General features: G+C 51.7%; 19 protein-coding genes and 2 riboswitches. Of the genes, 10 read left to right on the forward strand and 9 right to left on the reverse strand.

The window, feature by feature from the left end:
• The first annotated feature begins 293 nt into the window (after positions 1–293).
• Both EFBL_RS05045 and EFBL_RS05050 read left to right on the forward strand, forming a co-directional pair.
• Positions 294–629 carry a L,D-transpeptidase gene (locus EFBL_RS05045; RefSeq protein ID WP_096181121.1) on the forward strand — a complete coding sequence of 112 codons (336 nt, stop codon included), beginning with the start codon at positions 294–296 and terminating at the stop codon, positions 627–629.
• Between the two features lie 124 nt (positions 630–753).
• Positions 754–1,383: a fumarylacetoacetate hydrolase family protein gene (locus EFBL_RS05050; protein WP_096181055.1), complete on the forward strand. Its 630-nt coding sequence runs from the start codon at positions 754–756 to the stop codon at positions 1,381–1,383.
• A gap of 22 nt (positions 1,384–1,405) precedes the next feature.
• On the opposite strand, the gene cbpB is transcribed toward EFBL_RS05050, so the two are convergent.
• Both cbpB and EFBL_RS05060 read right to left on the reverse strand, forming a co-directional pair.
• Positions 1,406–1,852 carry a cyclic-di-AMP-binding protein CbpB gene (gene cbpB / locus EFBL_RS05055; protein WP_096181122.1) on the reverse strand — a complete coding sequence of 149 codons (447 nt, stop codon included), beginning with the start codon at positions 1,850–1,852 and terminating at the stop codon, positions 1,406–1,408.
• 5 nt (positions 1,853–1,857) lie between these two features.
• A complete protein-coding gene (locus EFBL_RS05060; RefSeq protein WP_096181056.1) occupies positions 1,858–2,610 on the reverse strand; it encodes a DUF1189 domain-containing protein in 753 nt (250 codons plus the stop codon).
• 149 nt (positions 2,611–2,759) lie between these two features.
• Between EFBL_RS05060 and EFBL_RS05065 the strand changes: the two genes are divergently transcribed.
• Positions 2,760–4,106, forward strand: coding sequence for an LCP family protein (locus EFBL_RS05065; protein ID WP_096181057.1), 1,347 nt, complete (start codon positions 2,760–2,762; stop codon positions 4,104–4,106).
• A 151-nt stretch (positions 4,107–4,257) separates the two neighbouring features.
• On the opposite strand, the gene EFBL_RS05070 is transcribed toward EFBL_RS05065, so the two are convergent.
• Entirely contained in the window at positions 4,258–4,962 is a 705-nt protein-coding gene (locus EFBL_RS05070) for a histidine phosphatase family protein (protein WP_096181058.1), read from the reverse strand.
• Positions 4,963–5,000: 38 nt separating this feature from the next.
• A riboswitch (cobalamin riboswitch) is annotated at positions 5,001–5,181 on the forward strand.
• A gap of 175 nt (positions 5,182–5,356) precedes the next feature.
• Between EFBL_RS05070 and cobT the strand changes: the two genes are divergently transcribed.
• The 6 genes from cobT (at position 5,357) to cobD (ending at position 10,892) form a co-directional block, all read left to right on the forward strand.
• On the forward strand, positions 5,357–6,430 hold the full coding sequence (gene cobT, locus EFBL_RS05075) for a nicotinate-nucleotide--dimethylbenzimidazole phosphoribosyltransferase (protein ID WP_096181059.1): 1,074 nt from the start codon (positions 5,357–5,359) through the stop codon (positions 6,428–6,430).
• Positions 6,417–7,166 carry an adenosylcobinamide amidohydrolase gene (locus EFBL_RS05080; protein WP_096181060.1) on the forward strand — a complete coding sequence of 250 codons (750 nt, stop codon included), beginning with the start codon at positions 6,417–6,419 and terminating at the stop codon, positions 7,164–7,166. Before cobT ends, EFBL_RS05080 begins: the two co-directional genes overlap by 14 nt.
• Before the next feature lie 4 nt (positions 7,167–7,170).
• Positions 7,171–7,746 carry a bifunctional adenosylcobinamide kinase/adenosylcobinamide-phosphate guanylyltransferase gene (gene cobU / locus EFBL_RS05085; protein WP_096181061.1) on the forward strand — a complete coding sequence of 192 codons (576 nt, stop codon included), beginning with the start codon at positions 7,171–7,173 and terminating at the stop codon, positions 7,744–7,746.
• Positions 7,743–8,774 carry an adenosylcobinamide-phosphate synthase CbiB gene (gene cbiB / locus EFBL_RS05090; RefSeq protein ID WP_096181062.1) on the forward strand — a complete coding sequence of 344 codons (1,032 nt, stop codon included), beginning with the start codon at positions 7,743–7,745 and terminating at the stop codon, positions 8,772–8,774. Before cobU ends, cbiB begins: the two co-directional genes overlap by 4 nt.
• A 272-nt stretch (positions 8,775–9,046) precedes the next feature.
• Entirely contained in the window at positions 9,047–9,808 is a 762-nt protein-coding gene (gene cobS, locus EFBL_RS05095) for an adenosylcobinamide-GDP ribazoletransferase (protein ID WP_096181063.1), read from the forward strand.
• 31 nt (positions 9,809–9,839) lie between these two features.
• Positions 9,840–10,892 carry a threonine-phosphate decarboxylase CobD gene (cobD, locus tag EFBL_RS05100; protein ID WP_096181064.1) on the forward strand — a complete coding sequence of 351 codons (1,053 nt, stop codon included), beginning with the start codon at positions 9,840–9,842 and terminating at the stop codon, positions 10,890–10,892.
• Between the two features lie 26 nt (positions 10,893–10,918).
• Here the strand turns inward: cobD and EFBL_RS05105 are convergent, their stop codons facing one another.
• Positions 10,919–11,293, reverse strand: a complete 375-nt coding sequence (locus EFBL_RS05105; RefSeq protein ID WP_096181065.1) for a DUF1360 domain-containing protein — start codon at positions 11,291–11,293, stop codon at positions 10,919–10,921.
• A gap of 164 nt (positions 11,294–11,457) precedes the next feature.
• Here EFBL_RS05105 and EFBL_RS05110 point away from each other — a divergent pair, with 164 nt between their 5' ends.
• Positions 11,458–12,030: a hypothetical protein gene (locus tag EFBL_RS05110; protein ID WP_096181066.1), complete on the forward strand. Its 573-nt coding sequence runs from the start codon at positions 11,458–11,460 to the stop codon at positions 12,028–12,030.
• Positions 12,031–12,032: 2 nt separating this feature from the next.
• On the opposite strand, the gene EFBL_RS05115 is transcribed toward EFBL_RS05110, so the two are convergent.
• The 5 genes from EFBL_RS05115 to EFBL_RS05135 all read right to left on the reverse strand — a co-directional run bounded on the left by EFBL_RS05115 (position 12,033) and on the right by EFBL_RS05135 (position 13,769).
• The gene (locus EFBL_RS05115; protein ID WP_341769656.1) at positions 12,033–12,269 is read right to left on the reverse strand and encodes an AtpZ/AtpI family protein; all 237 of its coding nucleotides are present in this window, start codon (positions 12,267–12,269) and stop codon (positions 12,033–12,035) included.
• A gap of 62 nt (positions 12,270–12,331) precedes the next feature.
• Positions 12,332–12,682, reverse strand: coding sequence for a hypothetical protein (locus EFBL_RS05120; protein ID WP_096181068.1), 351 nt, complete (start codon positions 12,680–12,682; stop codon positions 12,332–12,334).
• A 155-nt stretch (positions 12,683–12,837) separates the two neighbouring features.
• Positions 12,838–12,981, reverse strand: a complete 144-nt coding sequence (locus EFBL_RS05125) for an anti-repressor SinI family protein (protein ID WP_096181069.1) — start codon at positions 12,979–12,981, stop codon at positions 12,838–12,840.
• Positions 12,982–13,147: 166 nt separating this feature from the next.
• The gene (locus EFBL_RS05130) at positions 13,148–13,489 is read right to left on the reverse strand and encodes a helix-turn-helix domain-containing protein (protein ID WP_096181070.1); all 342 of its coding nucleotides are present in this window, start codon (positions 13,487–13,489) and stop codon (positions 13,148–13,150) included.
• 130 nt (positions 13,490–13,619) lie between these two features.
• Positions 13,620–13,769, reverse strand: a complete 150-nt coding sequence (locus tag EFBL_RS05135) for an anti-repressor SinI family protein (RefSeq protein ID WP_096181071.1) — start codon at positions 13,767–13,769, stop codon at positions 13,620–13,622.
• Positions 13,770–13,810: 41 nt separating this feature from the next.
• Positions 13,811–13,896, reverse strand: a riboswitch (cyclic di-GMP riboswitch).
• Positions 13,897–13,920: the final 24 nt, after the last annotated feature.

The raw sequence follows: 13,920 nt of genomic DNA on the forward strand, positions 1-13,920 counted from the left end.
TAACCCACCAACCATTTATTAACAATGGGCTTAGGGGGCTTAGTTTGGTATTGCCTTTTTACGTGAGTCTGTGGCCTTTAATTTTCAGGATAGAACGAATGTAAACTTTGTGGGTGGGACAATACGAATTTTAGGTAATGGCTTAAGAAAATTTCCCTAAAATCATTTCATAAATTACTTGGACAGAGGCATTGGAAAGCATTGTTAGTTAATTTGTCCGCCGTAGTTTTTTATGTGGCAAGGAACTGGGCAACTGCATACCCTGCAAAAAAGGGGTTTGGAGGATGTTGGGAATGGCTTACCGGTTAACGGTCGATCTGTCGGAGCGCAAGCTTTACCTTTACGACAAGGACAAACTGGTCAAGACCTACCCGGTTGGAATCGGACGGGTGGCAGCCAAAACCCCGCATGGGGAGTTCATGATCGTCAATAAAGTTCCGAATCCGGGAGGGCCTTATGGAGCTTACTGGTTGGGGCTATCAAAGAAACATTACGGAATTCATGGAACCAACCGCCCTTCTTCCATTGGGAAACGAGTTTCAAGAGGATGCATCCGGATGCACAACCATGATGTGGTGGAACTTGCGAAAAAGGTGCCGTTGGGCACGCAAGTGACCATTCGGCCTTAAAAAAAGAGGAAACGATCCGTATGAACTCCGGTGCGTTGGAGACGGAAAAGGTAGCCCAATAACCAGCATTACCTGTAATATAAGATTTGGCAGCTGACTTTTCATCTTTGACTGGAGGATTCTAATGGTAGAAATGGTTCGCAACATCTATTGTGTCGGTAGAAATTATGTTTTGCATGCAGAGGAACTCGGAAACGAAGTGCCCAAATCCCCAATGATCTTCTCCAAGCCCACCCATGCGTTGGTACAGACCAACGGGCAAGAGATTGCACTGCCAGGAAATCGCGGGGAAGTTCATTACGAAGCCGAATTTGTGATACATATTGGACGCGATTATGAACCGGGGCTGCAAGTCAAGGACCTGGTGAATCGCATGGCCCTGGGGATCGACTTTACGCTGCGGGATGTACAAAGCGAATTGAAGAAGAAAGGACATCCGTGGCTGCTGGCCAAAGGGTTCCCCAATTCGGCCATTGTCACAGAGTTCCTTACATTCCCTGGATTGGAAGCCTGCCGGTCGACCGATTTTTCCCTGATCAGGAACGGGGAACAAGTTCAGCGCGGCAATATCAAAGACATGCTGTTTGATCTTCAAACCATCATCGAGTTCATTGCTGCCAACTTCGGCCTGGGCGCGGGCGATATGATCTACACGGGAACCCCTGCCGGTGTGGGTCCTGTGGCGGACGGTGACAACTTAAGGCTTGTCTGGGGTGAAGATACGCTCGGTGAATGCACGATCAGGCTGGTATAGGGAAGGGCTGCCCAACAGCCCTTCAATTTTTCTCGCGAAAGTTCCGGAAATTCTTGTATACCGACGCAAGAATCGAACGTCGGGTGAGGATTCCTGCAAACACGCCATCTTCTTTTCCGATGCAGATAAACGGGTTATTAATGGACAACTCCAGGGCACGGAGAAAGCTGTCACTTTCTTTCAGCAGAGGAACCTTTCTGTTCATTACTTCTTCCACTTTGCGTTCCGTCAATTTTTCATGCTCAATCCGCTCGATGCCAAGAATGGAGTCAAAGATAATCGGGGTGCTGATCAACCCGTGAATCCGAAAGTGCAAATCCAGTACCGGTACGGCGGTATATCCGGATCGAGTAAGAACCAACAGGGCATGCTCCAACGAATTCCCTACCTGAACATGGGCTACATTGTCGGCCGGAATGACCAACTCCTGAATCCCCTGTTCAAGCAGCTTGCGATTTTCCATATTCATTGCCATTATTCCACGTCAATCCTTTCCCGGAAACTCCCTGCTCCATGGTAAATATAAGTAAAAACAGCTATCCAGAAAGCAAGACCCACATAAGGGGATTGCAGATACAGGTTCAGGATTCCGATGAGCGATGCCGGTATGAAGGCAAATGCAGCCACCAGCCAGGCATCCCGGTAATGCAGACGTACCCTGCGCAAGGAACCAGCCAACATCGCCACAAAGGAGAACAATGTGATCTGAAGGAAGCTCCAGAACACCATGAAGAATGCCCATATAACCAACCCGACATAAAACAGGGGCCTCAACAGGGGAATCCCTGTGACAACATCGTCTTTTGTCAGCGGAGGCAGCATCAATTGCCTGTAGGAAAAACTCTGGGGAACGCCCCGGTCAATGATATACAAATCTGTTTTGCCGACCACTACGCCCGAATTCAGTTTATTTATTGTATCTTTCGGGAACGGAGAGGTAACGTCCACCACCACTTGATATCCGTTTTGTTGGGACAGGGTGAGGGGAGTGGCCGCGTTTACCTGAAGCTGGGTTCCGTCATATGTAAAAGGGGGCATTTTCTGCCGGAACTCTTGCTCCATAAAGGTTAAAAACGGGTTCATGGCACTGGCCAGAACATACCCGTGAACAGCTGTGACAATGCCGAAGAAGGCCAGCAGCGTAAGGAGCAGACGCCAGAATTTCTTTTGCGCCAGTTGCTTGTAACCTGACGGTTTACGAATGCTGTGCCAGATTGTTTCAAACATGCGGTTCCCTCCTGACAGGTACTATTTTAGCCTTTTGCCGGCAAATAGTACAGCAACCCTTGCGCAATATTCCCCAGATATGGGGATGCATGGTACAATGAATCCTAGAAAAGGTGGATGTACAGGGGTAGGAACAAAGGAGCGGTAGCATGGACTTTGAACAAGACAACGGAACCGAACAGCATCAGGAACTCAGGCGAAGCTCTGCCAAACCTCCCAAACGGAAAAGAAAACGTTTCAGGAATCTCTTGCTGCTGCTGGCCGCTTTCTTCATCGGACTGGCAGCCTACAACATTGTGGCTGTATTGAAATTCCTGGACAAGGCAAACCAGAATCGTTTCGCAAATGTGGGGAACACGGTCACGGCATCCGAATGGTCCGGAAGCGAGCGAGTCAACGTGTTGTTTCTTGGAGTGGACAACCGGGACAAGGACGAGGCGCCCCGGTCGGATACCATGCTGTTGCTGTCGATCGATCCCGCAACCGACAGGGCGGACCTGATGTCGATCATGCGGGACACCTATGTGAAGATTCCCGGTCACGGAATGGGGAAGATCAACACGGCATTCGCCATTGGCGGTCCCAGTCTGACGGTTCGAACCATCGGGGAATTCCTGCAGGTTCCCGTACATTATTATGTGGTAACCGACTTTAAAGGGTTTGAGGGGGTTATTGACGCGATCGGCGGGGTTCAACTGAATGTCGAAATCCCCATGAAGTATACGGATGACGGCGTGTATGACATTGATCTGAAAAAAGGTCCGCAGCATCTGACCGGCCGGGAGGCACTCCAATATGTCCGGTATCGTGGGGATGCCCGGGCTGATTTTGCCCGGACGGAACGGCAGCGCAAACTGGTCAAAGCCGTGCTGGAAGAGCTGAAGACACCGCTCACACTGGTTCGCTTCCCGAGCATGCTGAAAGAAGCGGAGCCTTATGTGCAGACCAACATGATGGCAACTGACGTAATGCGTTTGTCGACTGACGTTCTTGCTCTGAACTCGGGATCAATCAATAGTTTCCAGATTCCGCCCGATGAACTTCTGACAGAGACTTTCAACCAAATGGGAGAAGCGATTCTGCAACCGGATGTAAAGGCGGTGCAAAAGTTTGTGCGGGAGAAGATGGGCACGAGTTCGAGCGTTCCGGTAAACTCCACACAAGGGACGGTTCCCGCCTCCGGTACCTCGAAGCCATCGGATAATCCGGCTAAACCGCCTGCCGAGTCGAAAAACGGGGCCGGAACTTCGGCGAACAGCCCGGGCGGTTTCAATGTGGCCGCGGATTCAGGGCATTTTGCCAATGAACGGATCGGGAAAGTGACAGACGGCGTCAATGTGCGGCAAGGCCCCGGCACTACCCATCCGATTCTGACTAGCGCTGCCCGGGGCGATGAGGTTTTGATCCTGGATGAACAGGGCGGCTGGTACCATGTGAAGCTACAAAACGGAACGGAAGGATACATTTTCGGTGAGTATGTAAAGATGAATCCATAAGAAGAGGCTGTCCTAAAATTGATTTTGGAAACTTCCTGGTTAGGTCAGAAGCCATGATGATGGCAACCATTCGACAAAAATAGCGGTGAAAAACACCGCTATTTCAAAAGGGTACCCTGAGCGGGCTGTCTTATGACTTTTGAGACAGCCCCTAGTTTTCTTTACGGGCCAGGGGTGCCGGGTTGATGCCCAGCCTCTTTTTCGCGGACTGAAACAGCTCGTCAAATTCCTCCTGCGGTACATGCCCCGTAAGATTGTGCGCTTCCAGCCGAAACTCTCCGTTGCGGTAGCGGACCGTTGTCAGGCTGCAGTTGGCCACATGATACCGATTCCAGTGGGACAACGGTTCTCCCCGAATACCTGCCAGAAAGTAAGCGATTGCTCCTGCATGGGTGACAACCGCCACCGTTTGTTCCGGATGTCGCTCTGCAACGGTAACGGCAGCAGAGTGAATGCGACGGAAGAATTCCGGTCTTGTCTCACCGCCTTCCCAGCCGAATTCGTCATCACCAGGATTCAGGGCAGCGTCCACCATTTCTTTATGAGTCTCATAGAGATCCATGATCGGCAATCCGTCAAATACCCCAAAATGCATTTCTTTCAACTCATCCAGATAATTGACCTGCATTTGCAACCGTTCCGCTATGATTTCTGCCGTCTTTGCCGCCCGCAGCAACGGGCTTGCGTAAATGGCGGCTACCTTCCAATCCCTGTCTGCCAGCCGTCGTAGATGATCCCCCGCACATTCCGCCTGCCGGATGCCTGCCTCATTCAACGGGCTGTCCGTCCAACCGGACAAGCGGTAAAGCAGGTTGTCATCCGTACTCCCGTGCCGGATCAAAATCAATCTTGTCATATCCTTCTCCTTGTTGCATCATGGAAATGTAACTCTTATATCCTATTATACCTGCAGGTGCCGTTTGGAGAACACGGAGAATAGGGAAACCGGTGCAAATCCGGTGCGGTCCCGCCACTGTATGAGGGAGCCGCGTTCACATGTCACCGCCTGTTGGCGGGAAGACGAACGTTGGCGATGAACTTGAGCCAGGAGACCTGCCTGCGGGTGTTATGGAGAGCTGCTTTTCGAGGAAAAAAGGGGCTGGTATGCGCATGTGAGTGCGTTGTGAAGGGCTGTCCCGAAAGCAGATTGCCTGCTTACTGGTACAGCTTTATTTTTTTAGCGGGTTTCTGGAATAGCGGATTATCCGGAGAATGGTAGTCGCCAAGACAGACAGGGGAGGAAATCAGACATGTGGAAGTTGCCAAAGCAAATTGAACAGCTCAACCAAGAATCCATTGAGCAGGCTCGGATGCGTCATGATCAATTGACGAAACCGCCTGGGAGTCTGGGGATGTTGGAAGAGATCGGAATTCGGCTGGCGGGTATTCAGGGAGCAACCATTCCCACGGCTGAACCGGCTGCCGTTGTTGTAATGGCAGGAGATCATGGAGTAACGGAAGAAGGTGTTTCCGCTTTTCCGTCCGAGGTGACGGTGCAGATGGTACTGAATTTCATGGCGGGCGGAGCGGCCATTAACGTGCTGGCGCGAAATGCCGGTGCCGATGTGCATGTGGTCGATATTGGAGTGAAAGCGGACATTCCGCTGGAACAGGTACAAGCCGGGAATTCCGGCAACCGGTTGTGGATTGAGAAGGTCCGGTATGGGACGGGCAATATGGCCAAGGAGCCCGCCATGACCCGGGACGAAGCGGAGCAGGCGTTGAGTGTCGGATGGAAAATCGGTCGGGAGCTAAGTGTCCAAGGGTACAAAGTGATTGCCCTTGGGGAAATGGGCATTGGCAACACAACTGCCAGCGCAGCCATTGCCAGCGTCCTTACGGGCAAGCCGGTTCCGGAAGTGGTTGGTGCAGGAACAGGACTTTCGACAGAAGGCATCCGGCACAAAAGTGAAGTGATTGAAAGGGCAATTGCAACCAATGCGCCGGATCCTCAGGATCCTGTAGACGTGTTGGCAAAAGTGGGAGGCTTGGAGATCGCGGGTCTGACCGGATTGACCCTGGCCTGTGCCGCACATAGGGTTGCGGTAGTCGTGGACGGTTTTATTGCCAGCGCTGCTGCGATTGCAGCTGTCCGGATCGAACCCGCAGTGCAACCCTATCTGTTTGCATCCCACAAGTCGGTGGAACCCGGGCATCGGATTCTGCTGGAAGCTCTCGACTTGCAGCCGTTGTTTGATTTTTCCATGCGTCTCGGGGAAGGTTCCGGAGCTTCTCTGGCATTGCCTGTCTTGCAGGGGGCGGCCCGGGTGCTTAAGGAAATGGCCACCTTTGCGGAGGCGGGAGTCTCGGATGGCGTATCATAAAGAAACTGAATTGCTTCCGGACCTGACACTGCGTTTCGGTGAGAAAAGACTGGTTGTTGCAAGTAAAGTTCCAATGCGGGCAGTCAGTTCCGCCATCTTGATGGGCGGGCTGCAGCCTGAAGTCCGGTGCATTCTGAACATGACGGTGGACAAAGGGTATAACTGCAGAGATCCTGTTGCAGATCTCAAGCATGAAGTGGACAAGTTGGGACTCCCCCCGCAAACCGTTGGGATGATGACGGCTGTTGACGTGAGTAAAGCAACTGTGGCTATTGAGACAGCCTATACCAATGATAGTGGAGGTTCCATTGGGACGGGATGCGATTCCCTCCGGGTGGCAGCCATCGTCACCGCTGGGATCAGCAATGCCTGGCGGGTAGGCACATGGCCGTCCTACTTGGGACAGTCCCTGCCGTCTGATCTCAACCCTTATCCCCCAGGTACGGTTAACATTATCGTATTGGTGGATGGGGGGCTGGCGGAAGCGGCGATGGTCAATGCGGTCATGACCGGTACGGAAGCCAAAACCGCTGTCTTCCACGAACGCAACATTCGCTGCCGCCAAAGCGGCGCAATTGCCACCGGCACAACGACGGACGCCGTAGTGGTCGCATGTACAGATCGTGGGGAGCAACTGCAGTATGCCGGACCGGGCACCGTCGCGGGAACGCTGATTGCCCGTGCAGTATCGAAAGCTCTCCATCAGGCACTTGATATCTGGGAGGAAGAAAGGTGATAGATTGGACGGCTCAAACATAATCCTTGTAATTGGCGGTTCCCGCAGCGGAAAGAGCCGGTTTGCCGAGGAATACTGCCAGAAACTGCAGATGCGAACAGGACTCCCTGTCACCTATGTGGCAACCTGTCCTCGCTTCGACAAGGAAATGGAGGCAAGGATTGATGCCCATATTAAGCGGAGACCCGCCGAATGGGGCTGTATTGAGGAACCGATCCATGTTGCGGACCGGATAAGGCAATTGAACGAATCGGCAGGTATCCTGCTGCTGGACTGCCTGTCCCTCCTCTTGAACAACTGGCTTTGGGAAGCGGAGTCCAACGGGCGAGAACCCTTGCCTGACCTGACGGTGGAACAGCTAACCGTCGAGCTGATGGAAGCCTGTTTGTCCTATCCTCATCCGGTTATCATAGTTACCAGTGAAGTGGGAGCGGGACTTGTTCCGGAATCAAAACCGGCCCGGTTGTACCGGGATCAGTTGGGGCTTATCAACCAGGTGGCAGCCAGGCTTGCGAGTGCCGTTTACGCGGTCATTGCCGGCATTCCGGTCAACCTGAAGGAGATTCAGGCACGGCTATGATTCAGGTCTATGCGGCTTTCTTGGTTGATCTGCTGATCGGCGACCCCCGGTGGATTCCACATCCTGTGATTATGATCGGAAAGATGATTGCCGGGTTGGAATCTCTGCTGCGAAAGATTTTCCGAATTCCTGTCAACATCGGCGAACCGGTATCTTCGGTTCCGGACAACTCCAGAGAGGCGGTAGTTTCTTTAAGCCCGGAACAAAGACAGTACCGCGAGCGATGGGCCGGCATCCTATTGGTACTTCTGGTGGTGGGAACCAGCACGGGAATTGCGTCAGTTGTTCTTTGGGCGGCTTTTCAGCTTCATCCTTGGCTTGCAGTCTGTCTCAATGTGTGGTTCATTTCAACCACCATTGCTGCCCGAGGCCTGGCGGAAGCGGGAAACGGGATCCGAAAGGCTTTGGAGCAGGGTGACTTGGAAGAAGCAAGGAAACGGGCCGGTTGGATAGTGAGCCGTGATACGACAGTCTTGCCGGGACCGGAGGTGGCACGGGCGGCAGTGGAGAGTGTGGCGGAAAACATTGTGGATGCGGTCATCTCACCCCTTTTTTACGCAATGATAGGCGGCGCCCCCCTTGCCATGGCGTATCGTGCGGCCAATACTCTGGATTCAATGGTCGGTTACAGGAATGACCGGTACCTCTATTTTGGCTGGGCATCCGCCCGGCTGGACGATCTCTTGAACTGGATCCCGGCAAGACTTTCGGGCCTGCTGGTTGTTGCATCCGCTTGGATATTGCGGTATTCCCCCGCGGGAGCATGGAAAACCATTCGGCGGGATGCGGCCAAACATCCAAGTCCCAACAGCGGCATCCCGGAAGCGGGAGTTGCCGGTGCCCTGGGCATTCGGTTAGGTGGAGTCAACATCTACCACGGACGCGAATCCTTCAGAGCGTACATGGGAGAGTCCCTCAAAGAACTGAGTCCGGTACATATCAAGCATACCATTCACGTCTTGTATGTAGCTTCAGCGCTAATGCTGCTCCTTGGAGGAATCACCACATTTATCTACTGGCTGTTGTAGGTAAGTCGAAGTAGAACTGTTTTTCAGTCTAATTATGCCGAATCCTGGGATACTTCAAGAATTAGGACTGTTTTTACGGCTTCTATGCTGTTTTTTACTTGGCACGTATAGATCCCCCCTGAATAAGACTGACAATCAGATCTATTCTTGAAGTGACAATCAGAAAATCAATAATAGGCCTGAAAACAAGTCTAATTCCTGCGATCGTTATGTTATGTTAATCAAAGGCAGGTTTACGAATTTGTGTTAATAACCGGGTGGAGGTATGAGACTTGCGAAACATCCTGAACGAATGGCTTGCGGCAATAGAGTTTCTTACGCGAATCCCGGTTCCGAAGTACCTGCGTCGCCCCTTTGATGAAAGAACCGTTGTCCGGAGTGTAAGATGGTATCCGTATGTAGGGTTACTCCTGGGGGCTATTCTGGCGGGGCTATCCCTGTTTTTTTTCCGGTGGTTCCCTGCTGGCGCAGCAGCCGTGCTGCTGGTGGTTTCGGGGATCGCCTTGACCGGAGGACTCCACCTGGACGGCTTGATGGACACAGCAGATGGCCTGTTAAGCGGACGGGACCGGGAACGGAAGCTGGCCATCATGAAGGACAGCCGGGTCGGGTCTATGGGCGTGATTGTATTTGTCAGCCTGTTTGCGTTGAAAGGTTCCCTGTTGGCCGCACTCGGGTCCTCCCATGAATCCCTTCATTTCCCAATCCTGCTGCTGATGCCGGCAATTGGCAGAATCGCAGTAGTATGGGCCATTGCCAAGTATCCGCCCGCCAGAGCGGAAGGCATGGGCGCAATGTTCGCCGGAAGGGTCGATGCATCACAACTTGTCACAGCCGGATTGGTAATCATTTTTCCCATTTTCTTCTGGCTTGTCAAAGGCCTTGTTATACTTGTGATCACTTGCGGTTTCTTCCTGTGGTATTGCAGGAGAGTCAACCAGTCGCTGGGCGGACTCACGGGAGACGTGTATGGTGCGGTTTGCGAGCTGACGGAAGTGGTGTTTTTGCTGGTTTGTACGGTGGTATTGGTTTAGTCGAAGGACAGACAGGAGGGGAGGACAAAACATGCAGCATGGGGGCAACATTACCCGATACCAGGCCGAGTGGGGCTGGAGGCGGGAAGATCTGGCCGATTTCAGTGCCAATCTGAACCCGCTTGGTCCGCCTCACTCGGTCATGCAGGCCATCCGAGAGGCGCTCTCAGCAATTGCGGACTATCCCGATCCCCATGGTAACCGCGTCTTGTCAGCGCTGGCAGCCGAATGGCACCTGCCGGAGAACAGGTTCCTGCTGGGAAACGGGGCTGCTGAGCTTATTTTTTTGGCGATGCGGCTCCTTCGTCCGAAAACCATCGCCACGTTGGCTCCCGCCTTCCGGGAGTATGAACAGGCAGCGAGACTCGAAGGCGCTGAGATTCTCCGCATTCCCTTGCGGGCAGAGAACGGATTTTTGCCCGAAGCGGATCAGATTCTCCCGGTTCTTGCAAAAGCGGACCTGCTGGTGCTGGCCAACCCCAACAATCCCACGGGACGCTGTGTGCCGCCCGATACACTGGGGGAGTTGCTTCAAGCCACAAAGAAAACGGGAACCTGGATGCTGGTGGATGAAGCGTTTCTGGATTTTCTCCCAGATGACGAGAAGCGAAGTCTAATTCCCCATATCGACAGCCACCATAAACTGATCGTGATCCGGTCCTTGACCAAATTCTACTCGATCCCCGGTATCCGGATCGGATACCTGGCGGCAGCCGGGCACCTGATTAAGCGGTTAAGGCAGTTGCAGGTGCCGTGGTCGGTCAATTCTCTGGCACAAGCGGCTGCAGTGGCAGCGCTGTCGGACGAGGGATTTCGCCTGAAAACCTTGGAATGGCTGGCAATTGAGCGGCAGTATCTAATGGAACAATTGGTCAGCCGGGGATACGAAGTTGTGCCTTCTGATGCAAATTTTCTGCTTGTTTGGCGACCGGACATTGATATCGAACAGTTGTGGCCCCAGTTGGCCGGCAAGGGGCTGTTTGTCCGCGATTGCCGATCATTCGCGGGACTGGACGGCACCTATTTTCGCATTGCCATACGCAGTCGGGAAGAAAATGAACGTTTGCTTTGGGCACTTCCCTAAGGATGATATTGTCGCGGTGATTTCGTTCACTCCTTGCTTGCCTTGTCCAATGCCTGAATCGCCTTGGTTCCCACACCGACAAAGGTCTCCAGAATGGCCTGTGCACCCGCAATGGAGAAGATGAAGATAAAAGGCAGTGCAATCCTGGGGAACAGAAGGTAGCCGCCACCCAGAAAGATGGCACTCCAAACGCCCGCGCACCAATAGCAGTTAAGCAAATAACCGAACATGGAAGTCGGCACCTTTTTCGTTGACGGATGGCCTTCGCTGTTAACGATTCTTTTTTTCCGCAAAAATGGGTCTCGCAGAAACTCCGTAATCTTGTCAAACACGATCAAATGGGTGAACCGATAGCTGGCCAATATGAGCATGACATAGGTCATCCAGGTCAATTTCTCCATGAGTCCCTCCGGCAATAACTTGAAGTTTCATTTCCGATGATCTTAGCGTCGCAGTTTTTTCCGTCCATTATTCGAGCAATGGGCTTGTATGATATCACTTTTCTGTCCCAGCCTCATATGATATACAAATTCAGCCTCTGGATAAGCAAAAGGGGGGAGAGGCTGTGGCGGAAGAAATCATCATCTATCGGAATGTCGCTGGTGAAGTTTCTCGGGATGATCTGGTGGACTGGAAGAAGTATGTGCAGAAACTGGGGCTCATTCTGGATGAAAAGATTCGGGGGAAGATGACGGCCATCTCCATTTTGCAAAATGATGAGACAATCACTTTTTACATTTACGAGCAGGTTTCCTACTATCAGCTGCACATCGATTATCTGAGGGTGAAAAAAGGGGACGGCCGGTTGGTGCAAGCCATTGACTGGTTGATCCGGACTTCGGGTCTCCGGGCGGAGAAATTCGGCACGGGCCGCAGCGAGCTGTGGAGAACCCTGTATGTAAACGGATTGGTTATGGACGAAGGGCCGTATGTGGAACGCAAACTATCGGCTGATTTTGACTTGAGGATCACTCGGGAAGCATTAATGGGGCATATCTACCTGATTATGGACAAATATATGCAGGCCAGAACCAGCGGGGACAGGACACTGGAGGAGGAGTATGTGAAAGTGCTGCAGGGGTTTGTGCAGGAACTGGCCAAAGTGGACGAAATCCTGAAATCCCAGAATCGTTCCTGATTCTACATGAACCTCTTGATCAACAGCATAATACCATAGATTCCGGCGGCAAGACCCGTAACCAGACCCACAATCAGAAAAACGGGGGCGGTGCCAATCTGTCCGTCCAGCCACATTCCCAGGTAGACGCCGCCGAGCACGCAACCGGCCAAGTCGGCTCCAATGGCTGACACCAACCCCAACGCTTGCCACGGATTGTCTTTCTTGTCGGACTTCTTGGGAGCTTGCACGGTCTTCACCCTCCAATGATATAGAGTCAGAAAAAGCACCGGTGTGAACACTTGCCATCGGTGCTTTCTTTTTACGTACCTGGGGCGGAACGGTGGGACCGCTCCAGATAATCGAGAAACAGTTTGCAGAAATTGTCGGACAGGGACGCGTACAGAGTGGCAGCTCCTTTTTCAAACACTCCGCTTCGGTTATAAACACGTATCCTGTTCGTTATAATCTTGTGCGTTCCTTTTTCGTCCGGGCGTCCGTCCATCGATTCCCGTTGAATCAGACCGAGAATATCTTCGAACAGAATGTGGTAGGTCTGGTCCTCCCGCTGCAGGATAAACTCTTTGGTTGTCAGTTTGTAACCGATTCCTTTCCGAATTTCGGTTCGTTTCAGTTCCCCGGACAGAGATTTCAGGTTAAGAAAGCGGTTCATAGACAGCCCCCTTTTCTATAGGATATGGAGCTTTACGTCATGATATCATGTTTGCCGTATTTGAGAAAGTATTTGATCTTCCCCCCGCGGGCATGGCAATCACAAAAAAAGAGCGACATCCCCAATGTCGCTAGTAACTGCAATTGCACATTTGACTAATCAGTGGGCCGTTGTAAGGCTTGTGTCAGAAAAGCCCTTATTTCTTCAGGTTGGATACCCATTTCCCTGGCGATGAACAGCAGTTGGATCCATTCATCATCCAAGGTGGAATTGCATAATGCCTCACCCGTTACAATCATTCCCTTACCCCTCCACTGCCATAGAATTCCCCACAATTGATTCTATGCGTTTATTAGAGTTTCATTCACATTGTAAAAACCAGGTTAAGCGCAAAGATTGAACAATATTTACGAATAAAGGGCAAGGGCTGGAAAAGAAAAGAGGAGCACTTCCAGGGTACTCCCTCTATTGGGATTCATTGTGTTTATTCTGCAGCCGCCATTTGTTAAACTCAAGAAATTCACGAAATTGCTCTTTGCTGATTCCAGAATCCATTGCCTCCCGGACAAGGGTGAGCCATTCGCGATCCAATGCATCGGAATCTTTAGCAGAATTGGAAAGAATCAGGGTCTGGATATCCACATTCAGGACGGCGGAGATCTTCTCAAGAAATTGAATGGATGGATTGGCTTGAATATCCCGCTCAATGGAACTGAGATATGACTTTGACACACCTGCCCGGTCAGCAAGTTCAGTTAATGAGAGATTCTTTTCTAAACGCAATTGTTGGATTCGTTTCCCGATCACTGACTTGCCTCCTCAATCAGGTTTCATAATTGTTTCGTTCATTATATCATATAGTTGACATTTTTGTAGGCTTACCCAGCAAAAGGCGACAGTGAAGACTGTCGCCTTGTTTCTGTCCCTAATCATCCGGTCAGCTTTTGAATCCCGATAATTCCAATGAGGCCTGTACAAGAAAACTTCTTACTTCCTCCGGTGTAATGCCCATCTCTCGCGCAGTTTTCATCAGGTCTACCCATTCCGGATCCAACGGTAGACTGACAGCTTCCTCGATGGATACCATTTCCCCTTACCCCTCCAATGGTCAGCTCAAATTGCTTTCCAATTGGCAGCCCAGCCATCATAGTATGGAAACCTTAGACCTGTGGCTTTGCGCCCCTGCCTTTCAGTCAGGTTTGCCTTTATCCGGAAGCTTTACCCCAGTAAAATTCTAA

The sequence above is a fragment of the Effusibacillus lacus genome (genome assembly GCF_002335525.1).
Lineage (GTDB): Bacteria > Bacillota > Bacilli > Tumebacillales > Effusibacillaceae > Effusibacillus > Effusibacillus lacus.

Coding starts and splice junctions, on each gene's coding strand:
- EFBL_RS05120 (WP_096181068.1), bottom strand. CDS start 12,682: ATGAACCGCTTTCTTAACCTGAAATCTCTGTCCGGGGAACTGAAACGA.
- cbiB (WP_096181062.1), top strand. CDS start 7,743: ATGATTCAGGTCTATGCGGCTTTCTTGGTTGATCTGCTGATCGGCGAC.
- EFBL_RS05060 (WP_096181056.1), bottom strand. CDS start 2,610: ATGTTTGAAACAATCTGGCACAGCATTCGTAAACCGTCAGGTTACAAG.
- EFBL_RS05125 (WP_096181069.1), bottom strand. CDS start 12,981: ATGATTGTAACGGGTGAGGCATTATGCAATTCCACCTTGGATGATGAA.
- EFBL_RS05135 (WP_096181071.1), bottom strand. CDS start 13,769: ATGGTATCCATCGAGGAAGCTGTCAGTCTACCGTTGGATCCGGAATGG.
- cobT (WP_096181059.1), top strand. CDS start 5,357: ATGTGGAAGTTGCCAAAGCAAATTGAACAGCTCAACCAAGAATCCATT.
- EFBL_RS05080 (WP_096181060.1), top strand. CDS start 6,417: ATGGCGTATCATAAAGAAACTGAATTGCTTCCGGACCTGACACTGCGT.
- cobD (WP_096181064.1), top strand. CDS start 9,840: ATGCAGCATGGGGGCAACATTACCCGATACCAGGCCGAGTGGGGCTGG.
- EFBL_RS05050 (WP_096181055.1), top strand. CDS start 754: ATGGTAGAAATGGTTCGCAACATCTATTGTGTCGGTAGAAATTATGTT.
- EFBL_RS05065 (WP_096181057.1), top strand. CDS start 2,760: ATGGACTTTGAACAAGACAACGGAACCGAACAGCATCAGGAACTCAGG.
- EFBL_RS05045 (WP_096181121.1), top strand. CDS start 294: ATGGCTTACCGGTTAACGGTCGATCTGTCGGAGCGCAAGCTTTACCTT.
- cbpB (WP_096181122.1), bottom strand. CDS start 1,852: ATGAATATGGAAAATCGCAAGCTGCTTGAACAGGGGATTCAGGAGTTG.
- EFBL_RS05105 (WP_096181065.1), bottom strand. CDS start 11,293: ATGGAGAAATTGACCTGGATGACCTATGTCATGCTCATATTGGCCAGC.
- EFBL_RS05070 (WP_096181058.1), bottom strand. CDS start 4,962: ATGACAAGATTGATTTTGATCCGGCACGGGAGTACGGATGACAACCTG.